Here is a 23,060-nt window from a genome sequence, read left to right on the forward strand (position 1 = left end):
TGATTAAAATGTGACATTCGCGCCAGCGGCAGTAGCGTGTAAATGGATTTACGATATAGTAATTTTTTCTTTACGATTGCTGTAAAAATAAATCCACAACACACGCACAATGGTTCGCTATGTCACATAACGCCCGACCTCTGAATCGACAGGACTACAAAACCCTCACGCTCGCTGCCTTAGGCGGCGCGCTGGAGTTTTACGACTTCATCATCTTCGTCTTCTTCGCCGCCGTCGTGGGTGCGCTGTTCTTCCCGGCGGATATTCCGGAATGGCTGCGCCAGGTGCAAACCTTCGGCATTTTCGCTGCCGGGTATCTGGCGCGTCCGCTGGGCGGCATCGTCATGGCGCACTTTGGCGATCTGGTCGGGCGCAAGAAGATGTTTACCCTCAGTATCCTGCTGATGGCCGTGCCGACGCTGGCCATTGGCCTCTTGCCGACCCATGCGTCGATGGGCATTATTGCTCCGTTGTTGCTGCTGCTGATGCGCGTGCTCCAGGGCGCGGCCATTGGTGGAGAAGTGCCGGGCGCGTGGGTGTTTGTCGCCGAGCACGTCCCGGCGCGCCGCATCGGCATTGCGTGCGGAACGCTGACGGCCGGGCTAACGGTTGGCATTCTGCTTGGCTCCGTGGTGGCAACCCTTATCAATACCAGCATGACGCAGCAGGCCGTTTACGACTGGGGCTGGCGTATTCCTTTCCTGCTGGGGGGAGCGTTCGGGCTGGTGGCGATGTACCTGCGTCGCTGGTTGCAGGAGACGCCAATATTTCTGGAAATGCAGCAGCGGAAGACGCTGGCACAAGAACTGCCGGTGAAAGCGGTGGTGGTGCGGCATAAAAAAGCGGTGGTGGTGTCGATGCTGCTCACCTGGCTGCTGTCTGCGGGTATCGTGGTGGTCATTTTGATGTCGCCGGTCTGGCTGCAAAAGCAGTACGGTTTTGCGCCTGCGGTAACGTTGCAGGCGAACAGCATCGCGACGATTATGCTCTGCTTTGGCTGTCTGGCCGCCGGGCTGGCGGCGGATCGTTTTGGCGCCAGCGTGACCTTTATCGTCGGGAGCCTGCTGCTGGCCGCGTCGAGCTGGGCTTTTTATCATCTGGCGGGCACCCATCCTGAACAGCTGTTCCTGCTGTACGGCATCGTTGGGCTGTGCGTGGGGGTCGTTGGCGCCGTACCGTACGTGATGGTCCGCGCCTTCCCGCCGGAGGTACGCTTCACCGGGATCTCGTTCTCTTATAACGTCTCGTATGCCATTTTCGGTGGGCTAACGCCAATAGTGGTTACGGTGTTGATGGGCGTGTCGCCGCTCGCACCAGCGTGGTACGTGCTGGCGTTATCGCTGATGGGGCTGGTATTGGGGATATGGCTTCGTCAGTCTGGGGGGTATCGTGCCCGCGATGCGGGCACGACAGAGGGATCAGTGTTTTTCACCAATCGGTAATACGGTGCGGCCGAACTGCTCGTTCAGCACTTCACCCATTGCCAGGTAGATCGCGCTTGCGCCGCATACCAGACCAACCCAGCCGGCAACGTGAACGATGCCTTCGTTATCCGCCAGGTGCCCCATTGCCAGCAGGGCGAACAGCACGGTCAGACTCAGGAAGACGAATTGCAGTGCGCGGTTCGCCTTCAGGGTGCCGAAGAACATGAACAGAGTGAAGACGCCCCACAGTCCCAGGTATACGCCCAGGAAGTGGGCGTTTGCCGCATCCGCCAGGCCCATTTTAGGCATCAGCAGAATCGCGACCAGCGTCAGCCAGAACGAACCGTAAGAGGTAAAGGCGGTTAAGCCGAAGGTATTGCCTTTCTTATATTCCAGCAGGCCCGCGAAGATTTGCGCGATACCGCCGTAAAAAATGCCCATCGCCAGGATTACGCCGTCCATCGGGAACATCCCGATATTGTGCAGGTTCAGCAGAATGGTGGTCATGCCAAAACCCATCAGGCCCAGCGGAGCCGGATTAGCCAACTTAGTGTTGCCCATAAGTCCTCAAAAAAATCATCATTAAAATGGTGAAATGGTTAAACCCGCGTCAGTTCTACCTGACAGGGCGCGGCATCATAATGGGCGGCATCGGCGCCGTCTATGATCTCATCAGGGTGAAATTAAAAATTTTTTTATGTCTCCCCCTTGATGGATGACGTTGCGACCCCATCTTGTAAGCAACCGCAGTGTGTGGACCTGAAAAAAATCAAATCTGGGCAGTTGAAAAAGCACGTTCTGCCCTTATTACAGGTACACAACCACATGTTGACTGAATTTTTAGTGGAGACGTTTAGATGGGTAAAATTATTGGTATCGACCTGGGTACTACCAACTCTTGTGTAGCGATTATGGATGGCACTACTGCACGCGTGCTGGAGAACGCCGAGGGCGATCGCACCACGCCTTCTATCATTGCTTATACCCAGGATGGTGAAACTCTGGTTGGTCAGCCGGCTAAACGTCAGGCAGTGACAAACCCGCAAAACACCCTGTTTGCGATCAAACGCCTGATTGGCCGCCGCTTCCAGGACGAAGAAGTTCAGCGTGACGTTTCCATCATGCCTTACAAAATCATCGCAGCCGATAACGGCGATGCATGGCTTGATGTGAAAGGCACCAAAACTGCACCTCCGCAGATCTCTGCTGAAGTGCTGAAGAAAATGAAGAAAACCGCAGAAGATTACCTGGGCGAACCGGTAACTGAAGCTGTTATCACCGTACCTGCTTACTTCAACGATGCTCAGCGTCAGGCAACCAAAGATGCTGGCCGTATCGCAGGTCTGGAAGTAAAACGTATCATCAACGAACCAACCGCAGCGGCGCTGGCTTACGGTCTGGATAAAGAAGTCGGCAACCGTACTATCGCGGTGTACGACCTGGGTGGTGGTACTTTCGATATCTCTATTATCGAAATCGACGACGTTGACGGCGAAAAAACCTTCGAAGTTCTGGCAACCAACGGTGATACCCACCTGGGTGGTGAAGACTTCGATACCCGTCTGATCAACTACCTCGTTGACGAGTTCAAGAAAGATCAGGGCATTGACCTGCGTAACGACCCGCTGGCGATGCAGCGCCTGAAAGAAGCCGCTGAGAAAGCGAAGATCGAACTGTCTTCCGCTCAGCAGACCGACGTGAACCTGCCGTACATCACCGCAGACGCGACCGGTCCTAAACACATGAACATCAAAGTGACCCGTGCGAAACTGGAAAGCCTGGTAGAAGACCTGGTGAACCGTTCTATCGAGCCACTGAAAGTTGCATTGCAGGACGCTGGCCTGTCCGTGTCTGACATTCAGGACGTTATCCTGGTAGGTGGTCAGACCCGTATGCCAATGGTTCAGAAGAAAGTGGCTGAATTCTTTGGTAAAGAGCCACGTAAAGACGTGAACCCGGACGAAGCAGTAGCTATCGGTGCTGCGGTTCAGGGTGGTGTATTGACCGGTGAAGTGAAAGACGTACTGCTGCTGGACGTTACCCCGCTGTCTCTGGGTATCGAAACCATGGGTGGCGTGATGACTCCGCTCATCAACAAAAACACCACTATCCCGACGAAACACAGCCAGGTGTTCTCTACCGCTGAAGACAACCAGTCTGCGGTAACCATCCATGTGATTCAGGGTGAGCGTAAGCGTGCGGCAGATAACAAATCTCTGGGTCAGTTCAACCTGGACGGTATCAGCCCGGCACCACGCGGTATGCCACAGATCGAAGTCACCTTCGACATCGATGCTGACGGTATCCTGCACGTGTCTGCGAAAGACAAAAACAGCGGTAAAGAGCAGAAGATCACCATCAAGGCATCTTCTGGCCTGAACGAAGCGGAAATCGAAAAAATGGTTCGTGATGCCGAAGCTAACGCGGAATCCGACCGTAAGTTCGAAGAGCTGGTTCAGACCCGTAACCAGGGTGACCATCTGCTGCACAGCACCCGTAAGCAGGTTGAAGAAGCGGGCGATAAACTGCCAGCGGAAGACAAAACTGCGATCGAAACTGCACTGAGCGCGCTGGAAACGTCTCTGAAAGGCGAAGACAAAGCGGACATTGAAGCGAAGATGCAGGAGCTGGCACAGGTTTCTCAGAAACTGATGGAAATCGCTCAGCAGCAGCACGCACAGCAGCAGGCGGGCGCTGATGCTTCGGCGAACAACGCGAAAGACGACGACGTTGTCGACGCTGAGTTCGAAGAAGTGAAAGATAAAAAATAATCGCCCTGATGCAGGGTAATTAATCGGCACGGGCGTAGGAGAATTCTCCACGCCCGTGCTCGCATGTTAAGGGGCTTAAAAAAACCAATGGCAAAGCAAGACTATTACGAGATTTTAGGCGTTCCGAAAACTGCGGAAGAGCGTGAAATCAAAAAGGCGTATAAGCGCCTGGCCATGAAATATCATCCGGACCGCAATCAGGGTGATAAAGAGGCTGAAGCCAAATTTAAAGAGATTAAAGAAGCCTACGAAGTCCTGACCGACGCGCAAAAACGCGCGGCTTATGACCAGTATGGTCATGCGGCCTTTGAACAGGGCGGCATGGGCGGCGGTGGATTTGGTGGCGGCGGCTTCGGCGGCGGCGCTGATTTCAGCGATATCTTTGGTGATGTATTCGGCGATATCTTCGGCGGCGGTCGTGGTCGCCAGCGCGCGGCGCGCGGCGCAGACCTGCGCTACAACATGGAGCTGACGCTGGAGGAAGCGGTTCGCGGCGTCACCAAAGAGATCCGTATTCCGACGCTGGAAGAGTGTGACGTTTGCCACGGCAGCGGCGCGAAAGCGGGGACTCAGCCACAGACCTGTCCAACCTGTCACGGTTCCGGTCAGGTGCAGATGCGCCAGGGCTTCTTCGCGGTGCAGCAGGCGTGTCCGCACTGTCACGGTCGCGGTACGCTGATCAAAGATCCGTGCAACAAGTGTCACGGCCACGGTCGCGTTGAGAAAACCAAAACCCTGTCCGTTAAGATCCCGGCAGGCGTCGATACGGGCGACCGTATCCGTCTGGCAGGCGAAGGCGAAGCGGGCGAGCACGGCGCACCGGCAGGCGATCTGTACGTTCAGGTTCAGGTGAAGCAGCACGCCATTTTCGAGCGTGAAGGCAACAACCTGTACTGCGAAGTGCCGATCAACTTCGCGATGGCGGCGCTGGGCGGTGAAATCGAAGTGCCGACGCTGGACGGTCGCGTGAACCTGAAGGTGCCGGGCGAAACGCAGACCGGCAAGCTGTTCCGTATGCGCGGCAAAGGCGTTAAATCCGTTCGCGGTGGCGCGCAGGGCGACCTGCTATGCCGCGTGGTAGTCGAAACGCCAGTTGGCCTGAACGACAAGCAGAAACAGCTGCTGAAAGAGCTTCAGGAAAGTTTTGGCGGCCCGACGGGTGAGAAAAACAGCCCGCGCTCCAAAAGCTTCTTCGATGGCGTCAAAAAATTCTTCGATGATTTAACCCGCTAACCCGTCAGCTGGTTACTATCCTTTAAAGCCCGGAAGCGATTCCGGGCTTTTTCTTTACAGCGTTATTGCTCGGTTAAACTGAATCCATACCCAATATTAATCTGTTTTTACCGATCTGTTTGCGCTGATATTATGGTTTTACCGAGGTATTGTTGTAAAAGAGAGAATTAACGTGAAATTACTACACCGTTTCTTTAGCAGTGAGGCATCCGGAGGCGTCATCCTGATTATTGCAGCTGCGGCCGCCATGCTGCTCGCCAATATGGGTATGACGCGCGATCTCTATCACGCATTTCTGGAAATGCCCGTCGAGCTGAAGGTCGGGGCGCTGGAAATCAACAAAAACATGCTGCTGTGGATCAACGATGCGCTGATGGCGGTATTTTTCCTGCTGGTGGGCCTGGAGGTCAAACGTGAGCTGGTGAGGGGCTCGCTTGCCAGCCGTCAGCGCGCGGCGTTCCCTGCGATCGCGGCGGTTGGCGGGATGATCGTGCCGGCGCTGCTCTTCCTCGCGTTCACGTGGCAGGATCCGGTTGCGCGCGACGGCTGGGCGATCCCGGCCGCAACGGATATCGCGTTTGCGCTCGGGGTATTAGCCTTGCTCGGTAGCCGCGTCCCGGTAGCACTGAAAATTTTCCTGATGGCGCTGGCGATTATCGATGACCTGGGCGCTATCGTGATTATCGCGCTGTTCTACACCAGCGATCTGTCCGTTCTGTCGCTGAGCGTGGCGGCCGTGGCTATCGCGGTGCTGGCGTTGCTGAACGTCTTCAACGTCCGACGCACGGGCATTTATATCCTGGTGGGAATGGTGCTGTGGACGGCGGTGCTGAAATCCGGCGTGCACGCCACGCTGGCGGGCGTCATCGTTGGTTTCTTCATCCCACTGAAGGAGCAGGACGGCAAATCGCCTGCCAGACAGTTAGAGCACGTGCTTCACCCGTGGGTAGGCTTTATGATCCTGCCGCTGTTTGCGTTTGCCAACGCGGGCGTTTCCCTGGCAGGGGTGACTTTGGACGGCCTCACCTCCGTGCTGCCGCTGGGTATTATCGCCGGTCTGTTTATCGGTAAGCCGCTGGGCATCAGCCTGTTCTGCTGGCTGGCGCTGAAGCTTAAGCTGGCGTCATTGCCAAACGGGACCACCTTTAGTCAGATTATGGCCGTCGGGGTGCTGTGCGGTATTGGATTCACCATGTCGATCTTCATCTCGACGCTGGCGTTTGGCGCAAGCGCGCCTGAGCTTATCGTCTGGGCAAAACTCGGCATTCTTATCGGGTCGCTGCTGGCCGCGGTTATCGGCTATACCTTGTTGAAGGTGAAGTTGTCCGGACAGGCTGTCCAGGCATAACGGGAAACCGGGAGGAGGGAAGCCTTCTCCCGATAAACTATCAGGGAGTGAAAACGTGATGTCTCATTTGAACTACAACCATCTCTATTACTTCTGGCATGTCTACAAGCAGGGCTCGGTCGTGGGAGCCGCAGAGGCGCTCTACCTGACGCCACAGACCATTACCGGGCAAATCAAAGCCCTGGAAGAGCGCTTGCAGGGCAAGCTTTTTAAGCGGAAAGGGCGTGGTATTGAGCCGAGCGAGCTGGGTGAACTGGTGTTCCGTTACGCGGACAAGATGTTCACCCTGAGCCAGGAGATGCTGGATATCGTTAACTATCGCAAAGAGTCTAACCTGCTCTTTGACGTGGGCGTGGCGGATGCGCTATCCAAACGGCTGGTAAGCGGCGTGCTGGATGCGGCGGTGGTGGAAGATGAACAGATTCATTTACGCTGCTTTGAGTCCACCCACGAGATGCTGCTGGAACAGCTGAGCCAGCATAAGCTGGATATGATTATCTCGGATTGCCCCATCGACTCCACCCAGCAGGAAGGCTTGTTCTCGGTGAAAATTGGCGAGTGCGGCGTCAGCTTCTGGTGCATCAATCCGCCACCGGAAAAACCGTTTCCGGCCTGCCTGGAAGAGCGCCGTTTGCTGGTGCCGGGAAGACGGTCAATGCTCGGACGTAAGCTGCTGAACTGGTTTAACTCCCAGGGGTTGAACGTGGAAATCCTCGGTGAGTTTGACGATGCCGCGCTGATGAAAGCCTTTGGCGAGGCGCACAACGCGATCTTCGTTGCCCCGACGCTGTACGCGCACGATCTCTATTCAGACGACAAGATTACGGAGATTGGCAGGGTGGAAAACGTGATGGAAGAGTATCACGCCATATTCGCCGAAAGGATGATTCAGCACCCCGCGGTGCAGCGTATCTGCAACCGGGACTACTCGGCGCTGTTTACGCCACCGGCAATCTGAAGACATAAAAAAACCCGCGTTAAGCGGGTTCTTTCAAACAAGCAACAACAAGTGGCGATTAAGCCAGTTTGTTGATCTGCGCGGTCAGGTTTGCTTTATGACGCGCTGCTTTGTTTTTGTGGATCAGACCTTTAGCAGCCTGACGATCCACGATTGGTTGCATTTCGTTAAATGCGTTCTGCGCTGCAGCTTTGTCGCCAGCTTCGATTGCTGCGTATACTTTCTTGATGAAAGTACGCATCATAGAGCGACGGCTTGCATTGTGCTTACGAGCCTTTTCAGACTGAACGGCACGTTTCTTAGCTGATTTGATATTAGCCAAGGTCCAACTCCCAAATATGATCTATGTGGACAATTCAAAGGCCGAGGAATATGCCCTCTATACCTTCTTTTGTCAATGGATTTGTGCAAATAAGCGCCGTTAATGTGGCGACGCTACGTTACGTAGTGATGGCGCAGGATTCTACCAGCTTGTCGTCCGTGAATACAGCTTTTCGGCGTAAAAAACGCTGTTCGCGGGCAGATTTTTTTGCTGTGAAAGGTCAGCGTGATGAAATCATACGGCTTTCTGTTTCGCGTGAACAATCGCCGGTTAACCTTAACCGCTGTACAAGGTATACTTTGGCGATTTTCACTGTTTTGAGCCAGTCATGAAGCTGATACGCGGCATACATAATCTCAGTCAAGCCCCGCGCGGGTGCGTGCTGACCATTGGTAATTTCGACGGCGTGCATCGTGGGCATCAGGCGCTGTTGCAGGGATTGCGTAAAGAAGGCGAGGCGCGAGGCCTGCCCGTCGTGGTGATGATTTTCGAGCCTCAGCCGCTGGAGCTGTTTGCGGGCGAGAAATCCCCCGCACGGCTGACCCGCCTGCGCGAGAAGTTACGCTATCTGGCGGAGTCCGGCGTGGACTACGTCCTGTGCGTACGTTTCGACCGTCGCTTTGCCGCGCTGACCGCACAAAACTTTGTCAGCGATCTGCTGGTCAGGCAGCTTGGCGTGCAGTTCCTCGCGGTAGGGGATGATTTCCGCTTTGGCGCTGGTCGTCAGGGCGATTTCTTGTTATTACAGAAGGCTGGTCTGGAGTACGGGTTTGACGTCACCAGTACGATGACCTTCTGCGAGGGCGGCGTACGCGTCAGCAGCACGGCGGTACGCCAGGCGCTGGCGAACGATGATCTGGACACGGCAGAAACGCTGCTGGGCCACCCGTTCACGATTTCAGGTCGCGTGGTCCATGGCGATGCGCTGGGCCGCACGATAGGTTTCCCGACGGCGAACATACCGCTGCGTCGTCAGGTCTCCCCGGTTAAAGGGGTATATGCGGTGGAAGTGGCAGGACTGGGCGAGAAGCCTTTCTACGGCGTCGCCAACATTGGCACGCGTCCAACGGTTGCCGGTGTGCGTCAACAGTTAGAAGTACACCTGCTGGACGTTGTAATGGACCTCTACGGTCGCCATATAGATGTGATACTGCGTAAAAAAATACGCAATGAACAGCGATTCGCTTCGCTGGACGAGCTTAAGGCGCAAATCGCGCGAGATGAATTGACGGCCCGCGAGTTTTTTGGGCTTTAGAACCGGCTTAACTGCCTACGTGATAAATACGGAACCGAGAATCTGATGAGTGACTATAAATCAACCCTGAATTTGCCGGAAACAGGGTTCCCGATGCGCGGCGATCTCGCCAAGCGCGAACCGGGAATGCTGGCGCGTTGGACCGATGATGACCTGTACGGCATCATTCGTGCAGCCAAAAAAGGCAAAAAAACCTTCATTCTGCACGATGGCCCTCCATATGCGAATGGCAGCATTCATATTGGTCACTCTGTAAACAAGATTCTGAAAGACATTATCGTGAAGTCCAAAGGACTCGCGGGATATGACTCGCCTTACGTTCCGGGCTGGGACTGCCACGGCCTGCCAATCGAGCTGAAAGTTGAGCAAGAGTACGGCAAGCCAGGCGAGAAGTTCACCGCCGCTGAGTTCCGCGCGAAATGCCGCGAATATGCTGCCACCCAGGTTGACGGCCAGCGCGCAGACTTTATCCGTCTGGGCGTGCTGGGCGACTGGTCGCACCCGTACCTGACCATGGACTTCAAAACCGAAGCCAACATCATCCGGGCGCTGGGCAAAATCATCGGTAATGGTCACCTGCACAAAGGCGCTAAGCCAGTGCACTGGTGCGTGGACTGCCGCTCTGCGCTGGCTGAAGCCGAAGTGGAGTATTACGACAAAACGTCTCCTTCTATCGACGTGGCTTTCGAAGCGGTCGATCAGGACGCGATCAAAGCTAAATTCGGTCTGCCTGGCGTAAGCGGCCCGATCTCGCTGGTGATCTGGACCACCACCCCGTGGACCCTGCCGGCGAACCGCGCAATCTCTCTCTCCGGCGAGTTCGAATACGCGCTGGTGCAGGTTGACGGCCGCGCGGTTATCCTGGCGAAAGATTTGGTAGAAAGCGTGCTGAAGCGCGCGAACATCACCAATTACACCGTGCTGGGCACCGTGAAAGGCGACGCGCTGGAGCTGATGCGCTTCAAACACCCGTTCCTGGACTTCGACGTTCCGGCGATCCTGGGCGACCACGTTACGCTGGACGCGGGTACCGGTGCGGTGCATACCGCTGGCGGTCACGGTCCTGACGATTACAACATCAGCCTGAAATACGGTCTGGAAATCGCCAACCCGGTTGGCCCGGACGGGTCTTACCTGCCTGGCACCTACCCGGCGCTGGACGGTATCAACGTCTTTAAAGCCAACGACATCATCGTTGAGATGCTGCGTGAGCGCGGTGCGCTGCTGCACGTTGAAAAAATGCAGCACAGCTATCCGTGCTGCTGGCGTCACAAGACGCCGATCATCTTCCGTGCGACCCCGCAGTGGTTCGTCAGCATGGATCAGAAAGGCCTGCGCGAGCAGTCCCTGAAAGAGATCAAGGGCGTGCAGTGGATCCCGGACTGGGGCCAGGCGCGTATCGAATCCATGGTGGCTAACCGTCCTGACTGGTGTATCTCCCGCCAGCGTACCTGGGGCGTGCCGATGTCGCTGTTCGTGCACAAAGAGACGCAGGAACTGCATCCGAACACCCTGGAACTGATGGAAGAAGTGGCGAAGCGCGTTGAAGTTGACGGCATTCAGGCGTGGTGGGATCTCGACGCCCGCGACATCCTGGGCGCGGACGCGGACAACTACGAGAAAGTGCCGGATACCCTGGACGTGTGGTTCGACTCCGGTTCAACCCACGCCTCCGTGGTTGACGTGCGCCCTGAGTTCGCCGGTCACGCTGCCGACATGTATCTCGAAGGCTCCGACCAACACCGCGGCTGGTTCATGTCATCGCTGATGATCTCCACCGCCATGAAGGGCAAAGCGCCTTACCGTCAGGTACTGACCCACGGCTTCACCGTGGATGGCCAGGGCCGTAAGATGTCCAAGTCCATCGGTAACACCGTTTCGCCGCAGGACGTAATGAACAAGCTGGGCGCGGACATCCTGCGTCTGTGGGTAGCCTCTACCGACTACACCGGCGAAATGGCGGTGTCCGACGAGATCCTGAAACGTGCTGCCGACAGCTATCGTCGTATCCGTAACACCGCGCGCTTCCTGCTGGCGAACCTCAACGGGTTCGATCCGGTAAAAGACATGGTGAAGCCGGAAGAGATGGTCGTGCTCGATCGCTGGGCGGTAGGCTGCGCGAAAGCGGCGCAGGAAGACATCCTGAAAGCGTACGAGTCTTACGATTTCCACGAAGTGGTGCAGCGCCTGATGCGCTTCTGCTCCATCGAGATGGGCTCGTTCTACCTCGACATCATTAAAGACCGTCAGTACACCGCGAAAGCGGACAGCGTGGCGCGCCGCAGCTGTCAGTCTGCGCTGTACCACATCGCAGAAGCGCTGGTGCGCTGGATGGCGCCGATCATGTCCTTCACCGCGGATGAAATCTGGGGTTACCTGCCGGGCGAGCGTGAGAAGTATGTTTTCACCGGCGAGTGGTACGAAGGTCTGTTCGATCTCTCCAGCACCGAAGCGATGAACGATGCCTTCTGGGACGAACTGCTGAAAGTGCGTGGCGAAGTGAACAAGGTTATCGAGCAGGCACGTGCTGACAAGAAAGTCGGCGGCTCTCTGGAAGCGGCAGTAACCCTGTACGCCGAACCGGAGCTGGCGGCGAAGCTGACGGCGCTGGGCGATGAATTGCGATTTGTCCTGTTGACCTCCGGTGCGAAAGTTGCGGATTATGCTGACGCGTCTGCTGATGCTCAGCAGAGCGAACTGCTCAAAGGACTGAAGGTCGCACTGAGCAAAGCCGACGGTGAGAAATGCCCGCGTTGCTGGCATTACACTACCGATGTCGGTCAGGTGGCGGAACACGCAGACATCTGCGGACGCTGTGTAAGCAACGTCGCCGGTGACGGCGAAAAACGTAAGTTTGCCTGATGAGTAAAACTCTCTGTTCAACAGGACTGCGCTGGCTGTGGCTGGTGGTGGTGGTGCTGATTATCGATCTGGGCAGCAAGTTCCTGATCCTCCAGAACTTTGCTCTGGGGGATACGGTCCCGCTGTTCCCGTCGCTTAACCTGCACTACGCCCGCAACTACGGCGCGGCGTTTAGTTTCCTGGCCGACAGCGGTGGCTGGCAGCGCTGGTTCTTCGCAGGTATCGCAATGGGTATCTGCGTTGTGCTGGCGGTGCTGATGTACCGCTCGAAAGCAACGCAAAAGCTGAATAACATCGCCTACGCGCTGATCATTGGCGGCGCGCTGGGCAACCTGTTTGACCGCCTGTGGCACGGCTTTGTGGTCGATATGATCGACTTCTACGTCGGCAACTGGCACTTCGCGACCTTTAACCTCGCCGATAGTGCAATTTGCATCGGTGCGGCGTTAATCGTGCTGGAAGGCTTCTTGCCTAAACCGGCGGCGAAAGAGCAGGCGTAACCAAACCAGCCGGGTGACGCGTAGCGATCCCGGTCTACGGTTAATATAGGCCCGGTAAGCGCAGCGCCACCGGGCAAAACAAGCGAGCAATTTGCATGTCTAAATCCGTACAGAGCAACAGCGCGGTACTCGTTCACTTCACGCTGAAGCTGGATGACGGCTCCACGGCTGAATCCACCCGCAATAACGGCAAACCGGCGCTGTTTCGTCTGGGCGATACCTCCTTGTCTGAAGGCCTTGAGCAGCAGCTTCTGGGTCTGAAAGAGGGCGAGACAAAGGCGTTTTCGCTGGAGCCGGACGCGGCATTTGGCGTGCCAAGCCCGGATCTGATCCAGTACTTCTCGCGCCGTGAGTTTATGGATGCGGGCGAGCCGGAAATCGGAGCGATTATGCTCTTTACCGCTATGGACGGCAGCGAAATGCCTGGCGTGATCCGCGAAATCAACGGGGACTCCATCACCGTTGACTTCAACCATCCGCTAGCCGGGCGTACCGTTCATTTTGATGTAGAAGTGCTGGAGATCGATCCGGCACTGGAGGCCTGAAATGCAGATCCTGTTGGCTAACCCGCGCGGTTTTTGCGCCGGTGTAGACCGCGCTATCAGCATTGTTGAAAACGCGCTGGAAATTTACGGCGCGCCGATTTACGTGCGTCATGAAGTGGTACATAACCGCTACGTGGTCGACAGCCTGCGCGAGCGCGGGGCGATTTTCATCGAGCAAATCAGCGAAGTGCCGGACGGCGCGATCCTGATCTTCTCCGCGCACGGCGTTTCGCAGGCCGTGCGTAACGAAGCCAAAAGCCGCGATCTGACTGTCTTCGACGCCACCTGTCCGCTGGTCACTAAGGTCCATATGGAAGTGGCGCGCGCCAGCCGTCGCGGTGAAGAGTCGATCCTGATTGGTCACGCCGGTCACCCGGAAGTCGAGGGTACCATGGGCCAGTACAGCAACCCGGAAGGGGGGATGTATCTGGTTGAGTCGCCGGAAGATGTCCTGACGCTGAACGTGAAAAACGAAGCGCGTCTGTCGTTTATGACCCAGACCACGCTCTCCGTAGACGACACCTCAGACGTGATTGACGCCCTACGCCAGCGCTTTCCGAAAATCGTCGGGCCGCGTAAGGATGATATCTGCTACGCCACCACTAACCGTCAGGAAGCGGTGCGCGCGCTGGCGGAACAGGCGGACGTGGTGCTGGTGGTCGGTTCAAAAAACTCCTCTAACTCTAACCGTCTGGCCGAACTGGCACAGCGAATGGGCAAGGCGGCGTTTTTAATCGACGACGCAACGGACATACAGGAAGCGTGGGTTAAAAACGCGGCCTGCGTCGGCGTCACCGCAGGGGCTTCTGCGCCGGATATCCTCGTGCAAAACGTCATTGCCCGCCTGCAAGAGCTGGGCGGTGGTGAAGCCGTTCCGCTCGAAGGCCGCGAAGAGAATATCGTCTTTGAAGTGCCGAAAGAGCTGCGTATCGACGCCCGCGAAGTGGAATAATTTCTTTTCTGATGAAAGGCCAGCACCTCCTGTGCTGGCCTTTTTTTTGCCCCGGACTTTATCGTGACGACAAAATCATGTCTTTTACTGATATCTGAGTCGGTTTCACGTTAAATTCTAATTATTGGTGTTTTCAGTTGGCAGCCTTTACGAAGGCTGGTTAATCTGAAAACGGTTTACATCATTTTAACGTAAGAGAATAACTATGCATGATGCACAGATCCGTGTCGCCATTGCGGGCGCGGGTGGACGTATGGGTCGCCAGCTGATTCAGGCGGCAATACAAATGGAAGGCGTGGCACTCGGCGCGGCGCTGGAGCGTGAAGGTTCATCCCTGCTGGGATCCGATGCGGGTGAACTGGCCGGCGCGGGCAAGACAGGCGTTACCGTTCAGAGCAGCCTTGATGCGGTGAAAGATGACTTTGACGTGTTCATCGACTTTACCCGTCCGGAAGGTACCCTGACTCACCTGGCGTTTTGCCGCCAGCACGGTAAGGGGATGGTGATTGGCACCACTGGCTTCGATGATGCGGGTAAACAGGCCATTCAGGATGCCGCCACCGACATTGCGATTGTCTTTGCCGCGAACTTTAGCGTAGGCGTTAACGTCATGCTGAAGCTGCTGGAAAAGGCGGCGAAGGTGATGGGCGACTACACCGACATTGAGATTATTGAAGCGCACCACCGTCATAAAGTTGATGCTCCATCAGGCACGGCGCTGGCGATGGGCGAAGCGATTGCTTATGCAATGGATAAAGATTTAAAAGACATCGCAGTCTATTCCCGTGAAGGGCATACCGGAGAACGCGTGCCGGGCACCATCGGTTTCGCAACCGTCCGGGCGGGCGATATCGTCGGCGAACACACGGCGATGTTCGCCGATATTGGCGAACGTGTTGAGATTACGCACAAAGCGTCAAGCCGCATGACGTTCGCCAATGGCGCAGTACGCTCCGCGTTGTGGTTGAAATCGAAAGAAAAGGGTCTTTTTGATATGCGAGATGTGCTTGATCTAACTAATTTGTAAGCGTTATTACCCATCGTGATGTGGTTATTGCAGTCGTAATGTATTGATTGCATAGGGCAATAATTTATTGCCCTCTTATTTTATCTGTTTTAGATGAAATTTTGTTGTTAATGGTCATAAACCTGATTTTTATGCCATTTTTCTGTGAATTGAATGTAAATTTTGACCACTTGGTCCACTTTTTATCACTCTAGCCTCTCAAATTCCAAAAAACCTGCCGCGCAAGCGTTTCCCAGGATGATTTACCTGATCTTTTTGCCCTTTAAATCCCATTCAAGCCGCCAGTCCTGCAAAAGAATAAACAAAATACCCGTTTTAAGTTGACTTTTACATGCCAAATCCCCAGAATGCCGCCGTTTGCCAAAAATCCGCTGGCAACACATTTGCATTGATTCATGACGTGGTTATGAATTAATATGCAAATAAAGTGAGTGAATATTCTCTGGAGGGTGTTTTGATTAAGTCAGCGCTATTGGTTCTGGAAGACGGAACCCAGTTTATCGGTCGGGCCATAGGGGCAACGGGTTCGGCGGTTGGGGAAGTCGTTTTCAATACTTCAATGACCGGTTATCAAGAAATCCTCACTGATCCTTCCTATTCTCGCCAAATCGTTACTCTTACTTATCCTCATATCGGCAATGTCGGCACCAATGCGGCTGACGAAGAATCCTCTCAGGTACATGCGCAAGGCCTGGTCATTCGTGACCTGCCGCTGATTGCCAGCAACTTCCGCAACACCGAAGACCTCTCTTCTTACCTGAAGCGCCATAACATCGTGGCGATTGCCGATATCGATACCCGCAAGCTGACGCGTCTGCTGCGCGAGAAGGGTGCACAGAACGGCTGCATCATCGCAGGGGATAACCTCGACGCGACGCTGGCGCTGGAAAAAGCGAAAGCCTTCCCGGGCCTGAACGGTATGGACCTGGCGAAAGAAGTGACTACCGCCGAAGCCTACAGCTGGACGCAGGGGAGCTGGACGCTGGAAGGCGACCTGCCGGAAGCGAAAAAAGAGAACGAACTGCCGTTCCACGTGGTGGCCTACGATTTTGGTGCCAAGCGCAACATCCTGCGTATGCTGGTTGACCGCGGCTGCCGCCTGACGGTGGTTCCGGCGCAAACGTCCGCTGAAGACGTGCTGAAGATGAACCCGGACGGCATCTTCCTTTCTAATGGCCCAGGCGACCCGGCGCCGTGCGATTACGCTATCGACGCCATCAAGTCCTTCCTCGAAACCGACATCCCGGTATTCGGCATCTGCCTCGGCCATCAGCTGCTGGCGCTGGCGAGCGGCGCGAACACCGTCAAGATGAAGTTTGGCCACCACGGTGGGAACCACCCGGTGAAAGACATCGACAACAACACGGTGATGATTACCGCGCAGAACCACGGCTTTGCCGTCGATGAAGCCTCGATGCCCGCTAACCTGCGCGTGACGCACAAATCCCTGTTCGATGGCACCTTGCAGGGCATCCATCGCACCGATAAGCCTGCGTTCAGCTTCCAGGGCCACCCTGAAGCCAGCCCGGGCCCGCACGATGCCGCGCCGCTGTTCGATCACTTCATCGAACTTATCGAGCAATACCGTAAGACCGCTAAATAATCAGGAGCTGAGAAGACCATGCCAAAACGTACAGACATAAAAAGCATCCTGATCCTTGGCGCTGGCCCGATCGTGATCGGCCAGGCCTGTGAATTTGACTACTCCGGCGCGCAGGCGTGTAAAGCCCTGCGCGAAGAGGGTTACCGCGTCATCCTGGTCAACTCTAACCCGGCCACCATCATGACCGACCCGGAAATGGCAGATGCGACCTACATCGAGCCAATTCACTGGGAAGTGGTACGCAAAATCATCGAGAAAGAGCGTCCTGACGCTGTGCTGCCAACCATGGGCGGCCAGACGGCGCTGAACTGCGCGCTGGAGCTGGAGCGTCAGGGCGTGCTGGAAGAGTTCGGCGTGACCATGATCGGTGCAACCGCCGACGCGATTGATAAAGCTGAAGACCGTCGCCGCTTCGACGTGGCGATGAAAAAAATCGGCCTCGACACCGCGCGTTCCGGTATCGCACACAATATGGAAGAAGCGCTGGCCGTTGCGGCTGAAGTGGGTTATCCGTGCATCATCCGTCCTTCCTTCACCATGGGCGGCACCGGCGGCGGTATCGCCTACAACCGCGAAGAGTTTGAAGAGATTTGCGAGCGCGGCCTGGATCTCTCCCCAACCAAAGAGCTGCTGATTGATGAATCGCTGATTGGCTGGAAAGAGTACGAGATGGAAGTGGTGCGTGATAAAAACGACAACTGCATCATCGTCTGCTCCATCGAAAACTTCGATGCGATGGGGATCCACACCGGCGACTCCATCACCGTTGCGCCAGCCCAGACGCTGACCGACAAAGAGTATCAAATCATGCGTAACGCCTCGATGGCGGTACTGCGTGAAATCGGCGTAGAAACCGGCGGCTCTAACGTGCAGTTCTCGGTGAACCCGAAAACCGGTCGTCTGATCGTTATCGAAATGAACCCGCGCGTGTCCCGTTCCTCCGCGCTGGCCTCTAAAGCCACCGGCTTCCCAATTGCGAAAGTGGCGGCGAAGCTGGCGGTGGGTTATACCCTCGACGAGCTGATGAACGACATCACCGGTGGCCGCACGCCAGCCTCCTTCGAGCCGTCTATCGACTACGTTGTGACCAAAATCCCACGCTTCAACTTCGAGAAATTCGCCGGCGCTAACGACCGTCTGACGACCCAGATGAAATCTGTGGGTGAAGTGATGGCGATTGGCCGCACGCAGCAGGAATCCCTGCAAAAAGCGCTGCGCGGCCTGGAAGTGGGCGCGACCGGCTTTGACCCGAAAGTGAGCCTGGACGACCCTGAAGCATTGACCAAAATTCGCCGCGAGCTGAAAGACGCGGGTGCAGAGCGTATCTGGTACATCGCCGATGCCTTCCGCGCGGGCCTGTCCGTCGATGGCGTATTTAACCTGACTAACATCGACCGCTGGTTCCTGGTGCAGATTGAAGAGCTGGTGCGTCTGGAAGAGAAAGTGGCGGAGCTGGGCATCAACGGCCTGGACGCTGACTTTCTGCGCATGCTGAAGCGTAAAGGCTTCGCCGATGCGCGTCTGGCTAAACTGGCGGGCGTGCGTGAAGCGGAAATCCGCAAGCTGCGCGACCAGTATGACCTGCACCCGGTTTACAAGCGCGTGGACACCTGTGCGGCAGAGTTCTCGACCGATACCGCGTACATGTACTCCACTTATGAAGACGAGTGCGAGGCGAACCCGTCCGTCGACCGCGACAAGATCATGGTGCTGGGCGGCGGTCCAAACCGTATCGGCCAGGGCATCGAGTTCGATTACTGCTGCGTACACGCCTCGCTGGCGCTGCGCGAAGACGGTTACGAGACCATCATGGTCAACTGTAACCCGGAAACCGTGTCGACCGACTACGACACCTCCGACCGCCTCTACTTCGAGCCGGTAACCCTGGAAGACGTGCTGGAAATCGTGCGCATCGAGAAGCCAAAAGGCGTGATCGTGCAGTACGGCGGCCAGACTCCGCTGAAGCTGGCGCGCGCGCTGGAAGCCGCAGGCGTGCCGGTTATCGGTACCAGCCCGGACGCGATTGACCGCGCGGAAGACCGTGAGCGTTTCCAGCAGGCGGTTGACCGTCTGAAGCTGAAACAGCCGGCGAACGCCACCGTAACCGCCATTGAAATGGCCGTTGAGAAGGCGAAAGAGATTGGCTACCCGCTGGTGGTGCGCCCGTCCTACGTGCTGGGCGGCCGCGCGATGGAAATCGTCTACGACGAAGCCGACCTGCGCCGCTACTTCCAGACGGCGGTGAGCGTTTCCAACGATGCGCCAGTGCTGCTTGACCGCTTCCTCGACGACGCGGTTGAGGTGGACGTGGATGCCATCTGCGACGGCGAAATGGTGCTGATTGGCGGCATCATGGAGCATATCGAGCAGGCAGGCGTGCACTCCGGTGACTCCGCCTGTTCTCTGCCGGCCTACACGCTGAGCCAGGAAATTCAGGACGTGATGCGCCAGCAGGTGCAGAAGCTGGCCTTTGAGTTGCAGGTTCGTGGCCTGATGAACGTTCAGTTCGCGGTGAAAGACAACGAAGTTTATCTGATTGAAGTCAACCCGCGTGCGGCGCGTACCGTACCGTTCGTCTCTAAAGCAACCGGTATTCCGCTGGCGAAAGTGGCGGCGCGCGTGATGGCTGGCCAGACGCTGGCGCAGCAGGGCGTCACCAAAGAAATCATCCCGCCGTATTACTCGGTGAAAGAGGTGGTGCTGCCGTTCAACAAATTCCCGGGCGTTGACCCGCTGTTAGGGCCAGAGATGCGCTCTACCGGGGAAGTGATGGGCGTGGGCCGTACCTTCGCAGAAGCGTTTGCCAAGGCGCAGCTGGGCAGCAGCTCTACCATGAGAAAATCGGGCCGTGCGCTGCTCTCCGTTCGCGAAGGCGATAAAGAGCGCGTGGTTGACCTGGCCGCCAAGCTGCTGAAACAGGGCTTCGAGCTGGACGCAACCCACGGTACGGCGATTGTGCTGGGTGAAGCGGGTATCAACCCGCGTCTGGTGAACAAAGTGCATGAAGGTCGTCCGCACATTCAAGACCGCATCAAGAATGGCGAGTACACCTACATCATTAACACCACCGCAGGTCGCCAGGCGATTGAAGACTCCAAGTTGATTCGCCGCAGCGCGCTCCAGTACAAAGTGCACTACGACACCACCCTGAACGGCGGTTTCGCGACGGCCATGGCGCTGAATGCGGACGCCACCGAGAAGGTGATTTCGGTGCAGGAAATGCACGCTCAGATTAGCAAATAATCTGCGTAGGCGCGGCAAGCGGTAGCGCCGCCGGGCAAATGGCGGGTGGCGCTTCGCTTACCCGCCCTACGGTTTTCTTTACCCATCTTAAGAACCTTCTGGTTTTTCATCCGCTTTCAGTCAGTTAGCCTAAAATGGTTAGGTCGATAACGAAAATTCAACTGAGAGCAGGGGAAAACACCATGCAAAATAAACTACTGATCGCTTCCGTTCTGGCTGCCACCGCAATGTTCACCGTAGCGGGCTGTTCGTCCAATCAGGCCGTAAAAACCACCGATGGCAAAACGATTGTCACCGACGGGAAACCGCAGGTGGATGACGATACCGGGCTGGTGTCGTACAAAAACGCCGAAACCGGTCAGACTGAACAGATTAACCGCGACCAGGTGAAATCCATGGGCGAACTGGATAACTAATTCAGTTTTCTGACGTTAGCCCGTCAATAATATTCACTATTAGCCTGTTGAATTACTGTCTACACTCTTCTGGTAAAAGAAGGCAGTAAAACAACAGGCTACTCAATGATTCTGATAATTTATGCGCACCCTTATCCGCAGCACTCTCACGCGAATAAGCGGATGCTTGAGCAGGCAAGGACGCTCGAAAACGTAGAGATACGTTCCCTCTATCAACTCTATCCCGATTTTAATATCGATATCGCCGCCGAACAGGAGGCGCTCTCTCGTGCCGATCTGATCGTCTGGCAGCATCCGATGCAGTGGTACAGCACGCCACCGCTGCTGAAACTGTGGATCGACAAAGTCTTCTCGCACGGTTGGGCATACGGACACAACGGCAAAGCGCTTCAGGGCAAAAGCCTGATGTGGGCCGTAACCACCGGCGGTGGTGAAAGCCACTTTGAGATTGGCGCTTTCCCGGGATTTGAGGTGCTGGCGCAGCCGCTTCAGGCTACCGCCCTATACTGTGGCCTGACCTGGCTTCCGCCTTTTGCAATGCACTGTACCTTTGTCTGCGATGATGAAACCTTGCAGGCGCAGGCTCGTCACTACAAACAACGTTTACTCGAGTGGCAGGAGGCGCACAATGGATAGCCATACGCTGATACAGGCGCTGATTTACCTCGGCGCGGCGGCATTAATTGTGCCGGTAGCGGTGCGTCTGGGGCTGGGATCGGTCCTCGGCTATCTGATTGCCGGGTGTGTCATTGGCCCCTGGGGCTTCCGCCTGGTGACGGATGCCGAGTCGATCCTGCATTTTGCAGAGATCGGCGTGGTGCTGATGCTGTTTGTGATTGGTCTGGAACTGGATCCGCAGCGGCTGTGGAAGCTGCGCGCCTCGGTGTTTGGCGGAGGTGCTCTGCAAATGCTGGCCTGCGGCCTGCTGTTAGGCGGATTCTGCATTTTGTTAGGCATGGAGTGGAAAGTCGCGGAGCTGATCGGCATGACGCTGGCGCTCTCCTCGACGGCGATTGCCATGCAGGCAATGAACGAGCGTAACCTGACGGTCTCGCAAATGGGGCGCAGCGCCTTTTCCGTTCTGCTGTTCCAGGATATTGCCGCGATCCCGCTGGTGGCGATGATCCCGCTGCTGGCAACCAGCGGCGCGTCAACGACGCTGGGAGCATTTGCCCTCTCGGCGCTGAAGGTTGTCGGCGCGCTGGCGCTGGTGATCCTGCTGGGCCGCTACGTAACGCGTCCGCTGCTGCGCTTTGTTGCGCGCTCTGGCCTGCGCGAAGTGTTCAGCGCCGTTGCGTTATTCCTGGTGTTTGGTTTTGGTTTGCTGCTGGAAGAGGCCGGACTGTCGATGGCGATGGGTGCCTTCCTTGCGGGCGTTTTACTGGCAAGCTCCGAATACCGGCACGCGCTGGAAAGCGATATCGAGCCGTTTAAAGGGCTGCTGCTGGGGCTGTTTTTCATCGGCGTCGGGATGTCTATCGACTTCGGAACGCTGGTCACCCATCCGCTGCGCATCATTATTCTGCTGGTGGGCTTCCTGGTTATAAAAATGACCATGCTCTGGCTGATTGCCCGTCCGTTAAACGTACCAAAACCGCAGCGCCGCTGGTTTGCCGTGCTGCTGGGGCAGGGGAGTGAGTTTGCGTTCGTGGTCTTTGGCGCGGCGCAAATGGCTAACGTACTCGATCCGGAATGGGCAAAAGCCCTGACGCTGGCGGTCGCGCTGTCGATGGCCGCAACGCCGATCCTGCTGGTGCTGCTGACGCGTCTGGAAAAAGCGGGAAGCGAACAGGAGCGAGAAGCCGACGAGATCGACGAAGAGCAGCCGCGCGTAATCATCGCTGGGTTTGGCCGCTTCGGGCAAATCACGGGCCGTTTACTGCTCTCCAGCGGTGTGAAAATGGTTATCCTCGATCACGATCCCGACCATGTCGATACGCTGCGTAAGTTCGATATGAAGGTGTTTTACGGCGATGCGACCCGGGTTGACCTGCTGGAATCCGCCGGCGCGGCGAAGGCCGAGGTGTTGATTAACGCCATCGACGATCCTGAGACCAGCATGCAGATGGTTGAGTTGGTCAAAGAGCACTTCCCGAACCTGACGATTATCTCGCGTGCGCGCGACGTGGATCACTACATCCAGCTGCGTCAGGCGGGAGTGGCGGCACCGGAGCGTGAAACCTTTGAAGGGGCGCTCAAATCGGGCCGCATGGCGCTGGAAAGCCTGGGGCTTGGCGCGTATGAAGCGCGTGAGCGTGCCGATCTGTTCCGTCGTTTTAATCATGAGATGGTGGAAGAGATGGTGGCGATGGCGAGCAGTACGGCAACCGAACGCGCAGCGGTGTTTAAACGCACCAGCACCATGCTGACGGAGATCATTAACGAGGATCGTAATCACCTGTCGCTGGTTCAGCGCCACGGCTGGCAAGGAACGGAAGAGGGCAAGCATACCGGTAATCCGGAAGATGAACCGGAGAGTAAACCCTCTGCGTGAAGTGGAGTTGCCAGCAATATTAAAAAATTTCTAATTCTTTACCCTGCCGCCAGTCGACGAAAGATTAAGCTTTCCGTATAGTGGCGGCAATTTTTTGCATCCGGGAA

18 protein-coding genes and 1 pseudogene are annotated in these 23,060 nt (G+C 56.3%); 17 read left to right on the forward strand and 2 right to left on the reverse strand.

Annotation, left to right across the window (positions count from 1 at the left end; all coding sequences use genetic code 11):
• Window positions 1-119: 119 nt before the first annotated feature.
• Complete coding sequence (locus tag E0L16_RS07655) at window positions 120-1,442, forward strand: MFS transporter (RefSeq protein WP_131636659.1); 1,323 nt, start codon at window positions 120-122, stop codon at window positions 1,440-1,442.
• Here the strand turns inward: E0L16_RS07655 and satP are convergent.
• Complete coding sequence (gene satP / locus E0L16_RS07660) at window positions 1,419-1,985, reverse strand: acetate uptake transporter (protein ID WP_063450701.1); 567 nt, start codon at window positions 1,983-1,985, stop codon at window positions 1,419-1,421. The genes E0L16_RS07655 and satP overlap by 24 nt on opposite strands.
• Before the next feature lie 296 nt (window positions 1,986-2,281).
• Here satP and dnaK point away from each other — a divergent pair, with 296 nt between their 5' ends.
• The 4 genes from dnaK to nhaR all read left to right on the forward strand — a co-directional run bounded on the left by dnaK (window position 2,282) and on the right by nhaR (window position 7,734).
• Complete coding sequence (gene dnaK / locus E0L16_RS07665) at window positions 2,282-4,195, forward strand: molecular chaperone DnaK (RefSeq protein ID WP_063450699.1); 1,914 nt, start codon at window positions 2,282-2,284, stop codon at window positions 4,193-4,195.
• Between the two features lie 87 nt (window positions 4,196-4,282).
• Entirely contained in the window at window positions 4,283-5,428 is a 1,146-nt protein-coding gene (gene dnaJ / locus E0L16_RS07670; RefSeq protein ID WP_063450698.1) for a molecular chaperone DnaJ, read from the forward strand.
• A 172-nt stretch (window positions 5,429-5,600) separates the two neighbouring features.
• Window positions 5,601-6,776, forward strand: coding sequence for a Na+/H+ antiporter NhaA (gene nhaA / locus E0L16_RS07675; RefSeq protein ID WP_131636660.1), 1,176 nt, complete (start codon window positions 5,601-5,603; stop codon window positions 6,774-6,776).
• Window positions 6,777-6,834: 58 nt separating this feature from the next.
• Window positions 6,835-7,734, forward strand: a complete 900-nt coding sequence (nhaR, locus tag E0L16_RS07680) for a transcriptional activator NhaR (protein ID WP_063450696.1) — start codon at window positions 6,835-6,837, stop codon at window positions 7,732-7,734.
• A gap of 58 nt (window positions 7,735-7,792) precedes the next feature.
• On the opposite strand, the gene rpsT is transcribed toward nhaR, so the two are convergent.
• Window positions 7,793-8,056, reverse strand: a complete 264-nt coding sequence (gene rpsT / locus E0L16_RS07685) for a 30S ribosomal protein S20 (protein WP_003856458.1) — start codon at window positions 8,054-8,056, stop codon at window positions 7,793-7,795.
• A gap of 115 nt (window positions 8,057-8,171) precedes the next feature.
• On the opposite strand from rpsT, the pseudogene E0L16_RS22285 reads away from it, so the two are divergent.
• The 12 genes and pseudogenes from E0L16_RS22285 to kefC form a co-directional block, all read left to right on the forward strand.
• Window positions 8,172-8,377: pseudogene (locus E0L16_RS22285) on the forward strand (DUF2575 domain-containing protein); the annotation flags it as partial.
• Between the two features lie 7 nt (window positions 8,378-8,384).
• The gene (ribF, locus tag E0L16_RS07700; protein WP_063450695.1) at window positions 8,385-9,311 is read left to right on the forward strand and encodes a bifunctional riboflavin kinase/FAD synthetase; all 927 of its coding nucleotides are present in this window, start codon (window positions 8,385-8,387) and stop codon (window positions 9,309-9,311) included.
• 45 nt (window positions 9,312-9,356) lie between these two features.
• Entirely contained in the window at window positions 9,357-12,173 is a 2,817-nt protein-coding gene (ileS, locus tag E0L16_RS07705) for an isoleucine--tRNA ligase (protein ID WP_131636661.1), read from the forward strand.
• Window positions 12,173-12,673 (forward strand): signal peptidase II, encoded by a 501-nt coding sequence (gene lspA / locus E0L16_RS07710; protein ID WP_063867426.1) that lies wholly within the window; start codon window positions 12,173-12,175, stop codon window positions 12,671-12,673. The genes ileS and lspA overlap by 1 nt, the downstream gene beginning before the upstream one ends.
• A 95-nt stretch (window positions 12,674-12,768) precedes the next feature.
• Complete coding sequence (gene fkpB / locus E0L16_RS07715; RefSeq protein ID WP_063867427.1) at window positions 12,769-13,218, forward strand: FKBP-type peptidyl-prolyl cis-trans isomerase; 450 nt, start codon at window positions 12,769-12,771, stop codon at window positions 13,216-13,218.
• 1 nt (window position 13,219) lies between these two features.
• Complete coding sequence (gene ispH, locus E0L16_RS07720; RefSeq protein WP_028015471.1) at window positions 13,220-14,170, forward strand: 4-hydroxy-3-methylbut-2-enyl diphosphate reductase; 951 nt, start codon at window positions 13,220-13,222, stop codon at window positions 14,168-14,170.
• Window positions 14,171-14,375: 205 nt separating this feature from the next.
• A complete protein-coding gene (dapB, locus tag E0L16_RS07725) occupies window positions 14,376-15,197 on the forward strand; it encodes a 4-hydroxy-tetrahydrodipicolinate reductase (RefSeq protein ID WP_064910144.1) in 822 nt (273 codons plus the stop codon).
• 454 nt (window positions 15,198-15,651) lie between these two features.
• Complete coding sequence (gene carA / locus E0L16_RS07730) at window positions 15,652-16,800, forward strand: glutamine-hydrolyzing carbamoyl-phosphate synthase small subunit (protein WP_063450692.1); 1,149 nt, start codon at window positions 15,652-15,654, stop codon at window positions 16,798-16,800.
• Window positions 16,801-16,818: 18 nt separating this feature from the next.
• A complete protein-coding gene (gene carB, locus E0L16_RS07735) occupies window positions 16,819-20,043 on the forward strand; it encodes a carbamoyl-phosphate synthase large subunit (RefSeq protein WP_023315370.1) in 3,225 nt (1,074 codons plus the stop codon).
• Window positions 20,044-20,225: 182 nt separating this feature from the next.
• On the forward strand, window positions 20,226-20,459 hold the full coding sequence (locus tag E0L16_RS07740; protein WP_003856439.1) for a YgdI/YgdR family lipoprotein: 234 nt from the start codon (window positions 20,226-20,228) through the stop codon (window positions 20,457-20,459).
• Between the two features lie 105 nt (window positions 20,460-20,564).
• Window positions 20,565-21,095 carry a glutathione-regulated potassium-efflux system oxidoreductase KefF gene (kefF, locus tag E0L16_RS07745; RefSeq protein ID WP_063867430.1) on the forward strand — a complete coding sequence of 177 codons (531 nt, stop codon included), beginning with the start codon at window positions 20,565-20,567 and terminating at the stop codon, window positions 21,093-21,095.
• Window positions 21,088-22,953 (forward strand): glutathione-regulated potassium-efflux system protein KefC, encoded by a 1,866-nt coding sequence (kefC, locus tag E0L16_RS07750; protein WP_107534672.1) that lies wholly within the window; start codon window positions 21,088-21,090, stop codon window positions 22,951-22,953. The genes kefF and kefC overlap by 8 nt, the downstream gene beginning before the upstream one ends.
• Window positions 22,954-23,060 lie beyond the last annotated feature (107 nt).

Source organism: Enterobacter quasihormaechei, assembly GCF_004331385.1.
GTDB classification, from domain to species: domain Bacteria; phylum Pseudomonadota; class Gammaproteobacteria; order Enterobacterales; family Enterobacteriaceae; genus Enterobacter; species Enterobacter quasihormaechei.